Origin of the sequence: Aliarcobacter sp., from assembly GCF_041672065.1 — a bacterium.
Taxonomy (GTDB): Bacteria; Campylobacterota; Campylobacteria; order Campylobacterales; family Arcobacteraceae; genus Aliarcobacter; species Aliarcobacter skirrowii.
Window position 1 is genome coordinate 1 of sequence record NZ_JBAZAH010000076.1, and the last position, 6,260, is coordinate 6,260.

General features: G+C 28.0%; 8 protein-coding genes and 1 pseudogene. 6 read left to right on the plus strand and 3 right to left on the minus strand.

Annotated elements, in window-relative coordinates; all coding sequences use genetic code 11:
* A pseudogene (locus WC168_RS09030) lies at nt 1–325 on the minus strand (hypothetical protein); the annotation flags it as partial.
* A gap of 73 nt (nt 326–398) precedes the next feature.
* Between WC168_RS09030 and WC168_RS09035 the strand changes: the two are divergent.
* The 4 genes from WC168_RS09035 to glnA are packed head-to-tail and all read left to right on the plus strand — an operon-like array spanning nt 399 to nt 3,335.
* Nucleotides 399–620: a MoaD/ThiS family protein gene (locus WC168_RS09035; protein ID WP_372618785.1), complete on the plus strand. Its 222-nt coding sequence runs from the start codon at nt 399–401 to the stop codon at nt 618–620.
* 2 nt (nt 621–622) lie between these two features.
* Entirely contained in the window at nt 623–1,072 is a 450-nt protein-coding gene (locus tag WC168_RS09040) for a molybdenum cofactor biosynthesis protein MoaE (protein WP_066350034.1), read from the plus strand.
* On the plus strand, nt 1,069–1,872 hold the full coding sequence (hisJ, locus tag WC168_RS09045; protein ID WP_319048064.1) for a histidinol-phosphatase HisJ: 804 nt from the start codon (nt 1,069–1,071) through the stop codon (nt 1,870–1,872). Before WC168_RS09040 ends, hisJ begins: the two co-directional genes overlap by 4 nt.
* Nucleotides 1,873–1,907: 35 nt before the next feature.
* Complete coding sequence (glnA, locus tag WC168_RS09050; RefSeq protein WP_372618794.1) at nt 1,908–3,335, plus strand: type I glutamate--ammonia ligase; 1,428 nt, start codon at nt 1,908–1,910, stop codon at nt 3,333–3,335.
* A 24-nt stretch (nt 3,336–3,359) separates the two neighbouring features.
* Here glnA and WC168_RS09055 read toward each other — a convergent pair whose 3' ends face one another.
* Nucleotides 3,360–4,268: an MBL fold metallo-hydrolase gene (locus WC168_RS09055; RefSeq protein WP_372618788.1), complete on the minus strand. Its 909-nt coding sequence runs from the start codon at nt 4,266–4,268 to the stop codon at nt 3,360–3,362.
* Between the two features lie 78 nt (nt 4,269–4,346).
* Here WC168_RS09055 and WC168_RS09060 point away from each other — a divergent pair, with 78 nt between their 5' ends.
* On the plus strand, nt 4,347–5,288 hold the full coding sequence (locus tag WC168_RS09060) for an HD domain-containing phosphohydrolase (RefSeq protein ID WP_372618790.1): 942 nt from the start codon (nt 4,347–4,349) through the stop codon (nt 5,286–5,288).
* A 25-nt stretch (nt 5,289–5,313) separates the two neighbouring features.
* On the opposite strand, the gene WC168_RS09065 is transcribed toward WC168_RS09060, so the two are convergent.
* The gene (locus WC168_RS09065; RefSeq protein ID WP_372618792.1) at nt 5,314–5,979 is read right to left on the minus strand and encodes a rhodanese-like domain-containing protein; all 666 of its coding nucleotides are present in this window, start codon (nt 5,977–5,979) and stop codon (nt 5,314–5,316) included.
* 126 nt (nt 5,980–6,105) lie between these two features.
* Here WC168_RS09065 and WC168_RS09070 point away from each other — a divergent pair.
* Nucleotides 6,106–6,260: class I tRNA ligase family protein (locus WC168_RS09070; protein ID WP_372618796.1), on the plus strand; the 155-nt coding region annotated here is incomplete at its 3' end.

Here is a 6,260-nt window from a genome sequence, read left to right on the forward strand (position 1 = left end):
CTTCGCCATCTAGCTCTAAAACTTTTGCTAGTGCATTTGAAGTTTTTGATTGAAAATCATCTTTATTTTTTCTATTTGGTAAGATTAAAACAGAATCCACATAATCTCTTGCAACTATTCCAAAATCCAAAAATTTTTCATTTCTTGAACCAATTGAAGAGATAAAAGCACTGTGAGTTTTTCTTTTTTTAAAACTATTTGTAATTTTTGATGGATAAGATTTTTTGTACTCAATACTTGATTTAAGTTGATTTGATTTTATATTTTTTTTGATATAAATGTGAAAAGGTAATAAGTTTATAAAATCAATCTTTGAGAATATCATAGCTTTGTTGCCTTAATTGTTTTAATTTAAAGTGGCTATAATAGTACAAAAATGATTATAAAAAGGTGTTGAGATGATAAAAATTGAATTTTTAGGTCCAATAAATAAAGAGGATATGAATTTAGATATAAAAAATTTAAAAGAGTTATCAGATATTTTAAAAAATGATGAGAAAGTATCTTCTTGGCTTGAGACTTGTGCAGTTGCTATAAATGATTGTTTAGTTAGCTCAAATGATGTTGAATTGAAAAGTGGAGATAAAGTAAGTTTACTTCCTCCTGTTTGTGGTGGTTGATTATGTTTAAACAAGATTTACAGCTTCACAAAGGAAGCTTAAATATAGAGAAAATTCACAACTCTTGGTATGAAAAGTATAAAAATTTAAATTATGGTGCGTTTATAACTTTTGTTGGCATTGTAAGAGATGAAAATGGAATAGATGGTTTATCTTTTGATATTTATGAACCTATTTTAAAAAAATGGTTTGCTTCATGGCAGGAAAAAGCAAAAACTAAAAATGCAATAGTTTTTCTAGCTCACAGCCTTGGAGATGTAAAAAATCATGAAAGCTCATACATAGCTGGTGTTTGTAGCCCTCAAAGAAGAGTTGCTTTAGAGTTAATAGATGAGTTTGTAGAAGATTTTAAAAAAAATGCTCCTATTTGGAAATATGATTTAAAAGATAATAAAAGAATTTATGCAAAAGATAGAAGCCAAAAAATAGATGGTGCTGGGATTTTATCATGAGTAAAAAAACAAGAGTAGATCTACACAATCACACAACACTTTGTAACCACGCAACTGGAACTGTTGAAGAGTATGTAAAAAGAGCAATAGAACTAGGAATTGATGAGTATGGATTTGCATGTCATGCTCCTATGAATTTTGATCCAAAATATAGAATGAAACTTGAAGAGAGAACTCTTTACGAAAAATGGGTAAATGAAGCAAAAGAAAAATACAAAGATAAAATTAAAGTTTTATTAGCCTATGAAGTTGATTATTTAAATGGCTTTATGCTTGATGAGATTTTAAATGCCAATGTTGATTATCTAATAGGTTCAGTTCACTTTTTACAAAATAAAAACGAAATGTGGGGATTTGATAATCCTGAATTTATTGGTGTTTATAAAAGTGTTGATATAGATAAAATTTGGGAAGATTACTTTGATGCAATAGAAGCTATGGCAAAAACAAACTATTTTCAAATAGTTGGGCATTTGGATTTGATAAAAGTTTTCAAATTTTTACCAAAAAAAGATATAAGATTAATTGCAAAAGATAGTTTAAAACAGATAAAAAAATCAAATATGGTTTTAGAGATAAATCCAGCGGGCTTGCGAAAACCAATAAATGAACTATATCCATCAAAACAGCTTTTAGAAGAGGCTTTTGATTTAGGAATAAACATAACATTTGGTTCAGATGCACATAGTGTTGAGCATGTTGGTTTTGGTTATGATGAAGCTGTAAAAATGGTAAAAGATATTGGCTATAAAAAGTGTGTTACTTTTTATAAAAAAGAGATGAATTTAATAGAGTTTTAGATAAAATGGCAACTTAAAATTTTATGGAGTTAAAAATGGGAAAATTTGTAAATAGTATAGAAGAGTTTTTTAGTTTTTGTAGTGAACACGAAGTTAAATTTGTAGATTTTAGATTTACTGATCTTAAAGGTACTTGGCATCACGTAACTTATAATATTAAAGCTGTAAACAAAGATTTACTAGCAAATGGAATGCCTTTTGATGGTTCATCAATCGATGCTTGGCAACCAATTCATAGATCAGATATGATTTTAAAACCAGATGTTCCAACTGCATTTTTAGACCCATTTACAGCTGATAGTACAATAATTGTTATTTGTGATGTTTATGATATTTATAAAGATAAAATGTATGAAAAATGCCCAAGATCTATTGCAAAAAAAGCAGTAGAGTATTTAGCTGAAGCAAATATTGGAGATGTTGCATATTTTGGACCTGAAAATGAGTTTTTTATATTTGAAGATGTAAAAATAAAAGATAGCGTAAATGAATCATCTTTTAGAGTAGATAGTGAAGATGGAGAATGGAATAGTGCAAGAGATTATGAGGGTGGAAATATAGGTCATAGAGCAGGTCTTAAAGGTGGATATTTCCCAGTAGCACCTATTGATAATGGAGTTGATTTAAGAGCTGAAATGATGCAAGTTTTAGAGCAAGTTGGTCTTGAAGTTACTTTAGGTCACCACGAAGTTGCTCAAGGACAACACGAAATAGGTATAGTTTATGCAGATTTAATTGAAGCTAGTGACAATGTTCAAAAACTAAAATATGTTATTAAAATGGTAGCTCACTTAAATGGAAAATCTGCAACATTTATGCCAAAACCACTTTATGGTGATAATGGAAGTGGAATGCATGTTCACCAAAGTATTTGGAAAAATGGAAAAAATCTATTCTACAAGCAGGGTGAATATGGAAATTTAAGTGATATTGCAAGATGGTATATTGGTGGAGTTTTTAAACACGCAAGAGCACTAGCTGCATTTACAAACCCATCAACAAACTCTTATAAAAGATTAATTCCAGGATTTGAAGCACCTTCAATTCTTACATACTCTTCTCAAAACAGAAGTGCATCTTGTAGAATTCCTTATGGAGCAGGTGAAAAATCAACAAGAGTTGAGATGAGATTTCCAGATTCAACAGCTTGTCCATATTTGGCATTTTCAGCTATGTTAATGGCTGGACTTGATGGAATTAAAAATAAATATGAACCAATTGGTCCTATGGATGATGATCTATTTGAATTATCATTAGATGAGATTAGAGAGCGAGATATTCCTCAAATGCCTCATACATTAAGAGGATCTTTAGAAGCACTTATAAGACACAATGAGTTTTTAAGACCCGTATTTACTAAAGAGATGATTGATACTTATCAACACTATAAGTTTTCAACTCAAGTTTGGCCTTATGAAGCAAGACCTACACCATTTGAGTTTAAAACAATGTACTCTTGCTAATAAAAACGGATTTTTCCGTTTTTATTAATAAAACTCTAACTCCCTAAAAGCATCAAAAACATTTCTACTATTTAACTCATCAAACATGGCTATATCTTTAAACTCATCCATAGTTACAACTTTTGTAATTTGACCAGCTTCAACACCATTTTCAATAGCTTCCAAAACTCTATTCTTTAAAAGAGTAAAATATTCTTTAGTATGATTTAATGCATCTTTTCCAGTTTTATCTCCATGCCCAGCAACTAAAGTATTCCATGATAAAGACTCAATAAAATCAATAGCTTCTAAAGTTCCAATAACAGACCCATCTCTATTTGAAGTAATTCTATCATTCATTATAATATCACCAACAAAAATAGCTTTTTGTTTTGGAAGATAAACTATTAAATCATTGTTTGTATGAGCTTTTTGTTTTAGTGCATATATTTCAAACTCTTTATTTCCAACTTTAAAAGTTGTTTTATCTTCAACAATCTTATCGGCTTTTATAACTTTTGTATTTTTCATCTCATCTTTATCTAAAATCTCAAAAATTCTAGGTTTTGAACTCTCATCATAGTTTTCATTTATAGCTTTAGGAGCATAAATTGTGCTATTGAATTTTTCTTTATAAAAACTATTTCCCATCCAATGATCATCGTGTTCATGAGTGATTATAATTGTGCTAACTTTTAAATCTTCAATTTTCTGCATAGCTTCATAAGTTTGTTTTGCAAAGTTATAGTTTGCACCTGTATCAATTAAAACATAACTATTTTCTGCTTTTATGTAACAAGAGTTTGCCATAAAACCACCATTTTGTTTTGATGGAACTTCAATTTTTCCAATAAAACACCAAATATCATCTGCAACTTTTTTTGGCTCTAACTTATAATCAAAACCAAAACTAAATGTACAAATAAGTGCTAAAAAAGCAATCTTTTTAAACATATAAATTCCTTTATAATATAATCAAAGGTAATATTGTATTATTATTTTTATATAAGTAATTTTAATTTAGGAAAATTTATGGATAAAAAACGGCAAATGGTATTTAATTTAAACAACTTTTTATTAGCTTTTAGTGAAATTTTAAATAGTAAAAAAGTGGCTTACATAGCTTTGAATTTAGCTTTAAAATATGATTTTTCATCAGAGAAACTATCAGATTTATGCTCTTACTCTTTGATTTGTGATTTAAAAAAAGATGATATAAAAGAGTTTGATTTTTTAAACTCTTCGCATATAGAAGATAAAACTTTTTTAGATATTGTAAATCTATCTTCAACAATTTGTAAAAATTTTGATTTTTCAGATGATATTTTAAATCAAAAACTCTCTTGCTTAGAGTTTGTAAAAAATTTGAATATAGAAGATAAATTGAAGGAGACTTTTTTTGATATTTCAAAAAAACTATCTTTTTGGCTTGATTTACAAAATGATAGTGAGATTTTAATCTTTATTTACTCAAATCTAGCAGATTTTACAAAAGCTTTAGATTTTGAAGATATTTTAAAGATGACAACAATTTTTCACAAACTTCAAAATCCAAATTCACAAATTTTAAAATACTCTTTTACTCTTGCAGATTATTTTAATTTTGAGCATAAAGATAAACAGATATTTTTAATAGCTTCAAGTTTATATAATATTGGAAAACTATATAAATATGAAAGTATAGAAGAGATCTATTCATACCATACTAAAAGAGTTTTAAATCAGATTATGGGATTTAATGATATTTGCTCACTTTGCTTTAAAGTAGAAGAAAACCTTGATGGAACTGGAGTTTTTGGTTTAGTAGCAAAAGATTTAAGTTTTAAAGATAGATTACTTATCTGTTTAGTTAAATATAATAACTTAAAAGAGTCTAATAATCACAAAGAGAGTATAAATATATTAAAAAAAGAGTCAAAAGATGGAAAAATTGATAAAAGTATAGTTGAAGTTTTTGAGGAAATTTTAGCTTAGAGCTTGGATTAAATCCAAGCTTTAATTATGGTTTTATTGTTGTAAGTCCAAGACTTAACCAAGATTGCATTCCACCTCTATACCATTTCATTTTCTCTTCTGGATATCCAATAGAAATTAGCTCTTTCATGGCTTCAGGACTTTGCCCACACCAAGCAGCATTACAAAACATTAATAGAGTTTTTGCATTTGTAAAATCATATTTTCCATTTTTAACTTCAACTGCAAAAATCTCTAAAGCCTCTTTAAACTCATCTGGATATTGAGATTTTTTAGTGTAAATATATGGAACATTTACAGCTGTTGGGATTGTCTCATGATAAAACCAGTTTTCAGTTCTTGAATCAATTAATAAAAGATTATCATCTTTTTTAGCTTTTTCTATAAACTCTAAAACCTCTAATTCACCGTAAGTTTCAATATTTTTTGATGCTTTCATAGGTGCAATTTTTCCAAAATATGTTACAAAACTTCTTTTACAGTTTTGTGGAACACTATTTGATGCTTCATGTACTCCTCCAAAGATATCTTTTGGATCAAAAGCTACTTTTTCGCACTCTTTTGGTCTATCTTCTCTTTTTATAACTACTTTTTTTCCACTATCAAGTTTTACTTCAACACCAACTTTTTGTAAATCTACACTAAATAAAGATGTTGCAAAAACAAGACTTCCTACAAATATTTTAAACATTTACTCTCCTTAAATAAATAATAGTTTTTATTTTATCAAAAAGCTTTTGAAATCGCAAGTTATCGCTCTCTTAAGCAAAATTTAGATAAAATTTATGCCATTTTAGTAACACAATTAGGATTATTTATGAGTGAAAAGTACGAACCATCAAAGGTAGAAGATAGTTTTTATAAAATTTGGGAAGATAGAGGTTATTTTGAGATTGATGGAAACAGATCAATTCAAGAGCCAAATAAAAATTTTGCAATTATGATGCCACCTCCAAATGTAACGGGAAGCTT

Excerpts from the sequence above, each read along its gene's own strand:
- WC168_RS09035 (WP_372618785.1), top strand. The coding sequence starts at position 399 with ATGATAAAAATTGAATTTTTAGGTCCAATAAATAAAGAGGATATGAAT.
- WC168_RS09040 (WP_066350034.1), top strand. The coding sequence starts at position 623 with ATGTTTAAACAAGATTTACAGCTTCACAAAGGAAGCTTAAATATAGAG.
- hisJ (WP_319048064.1), top strand. The coding sequence starts at position 1,069 with ATGAGTAAAAAAACAAGAGTAGATCTACACAATCACACAACACTTTGT.
- glnA (WP_372618794.1), top strand. The coding sequence starts at position 1,908 with ATGGGAAAATTTGTAAATAGTATAGAAGAGTTTTTTAGTTTTTGTAGT.
- WC168_RS09055 (WP_372618788.1), bottom strand. The coding sequence starts at position 4,268 with ATGTTTAAAAAGATTGCTTTTTTAGCACTTATTTGTACATTTAGTTTT.
- WC168_RS09060 (WP_372618790.1), top strand. The coding sequence starts at position 4,347 with ATGGATAAAAAACGGCAAATGGTATTTAATTTAAACAACTTTTTATTA.
- WC168_RS09065 (WP_372618792.1), bottom strand. The coding sequence starts at position 5,979 with ATGTTTAAAATATTTGTAGGAAGTCTTGTTTTTGCAACATCTTTATTT.